We start from the raw sequence: 543 nt of genomic DNA, 5'->3' as shown, positions 1-543 counted from the left end.
GCGCGCCCCCTCGCGCAAGCGCTTGTGCAACGATTGAGGCGTGCCGGGCCGGGGTTTGTCCTGCACCGGTTCGAGTTCAAAGCCGGCCTCGATTTCGCGGCTCAGCGCATCCAGCTTCAGCGCTTCGCGCTCAAGGATTTCTTCCAGCTCCAAGGCAAACCTGGAGTGCCTGGCGTAACCCCTGACCCGCTGAATCTTCTCGTCGACCTTGCCCAGCAGCTCATTGCAGCGGTTTCTGATGGTGGCCAGCGGCCGCGCCGTACCCGCCTCGACGGGACGCTCTACAGCCTCCCAACGGTCAGCTTCCGACTGCCTGAAGGTCAGGGTCGGCAAGCCTGACTCCGCAGTCCCGGGCTGCGTCTGCGTGCTGCCGGCCGCCGGCCCGCCCACATCGACAATCAACGGCTCACGTTCTGAGGCTCGCGCCCTGGCGACACCAATCAAAATCCCTTGCTTGCGCGTGCGGATGATCCTTTTTGAACCCTGGCTTTTGCGCGATGGCCGAGGTTGCTCGGGCAGCCATTGGTTTTCCAGGCGGGCTTC

General features: G+C 64.3%; 1 protein-coding gene. It reads right to left on the bottom strand.

Annotated elements, in window-relative coordinates; all coding sequences use genetic code 11:
- The coding region (locus TU76_RS24270; protein ID WP_048352699.1) for a hypothetical protein at positions 1-543 on the bottom strand (543 nt) is incomplete at both ends.

The sequence above is a fragment of the Pseudomonas psychrophila genome, from assembly GCF_001043005.1.
Lineage (GTDB): Bacteria > Pseudomonadota > Gammaproteobacteria > Pseudomonadales > Pseudomonadaceae > Aquipseudomonas > Aquipseudomonas psychrophila.
Note: the sequence above shows the minus strand (reverse complement) of the source record. Positions and strands in the feature narration are given on the sequence as shown.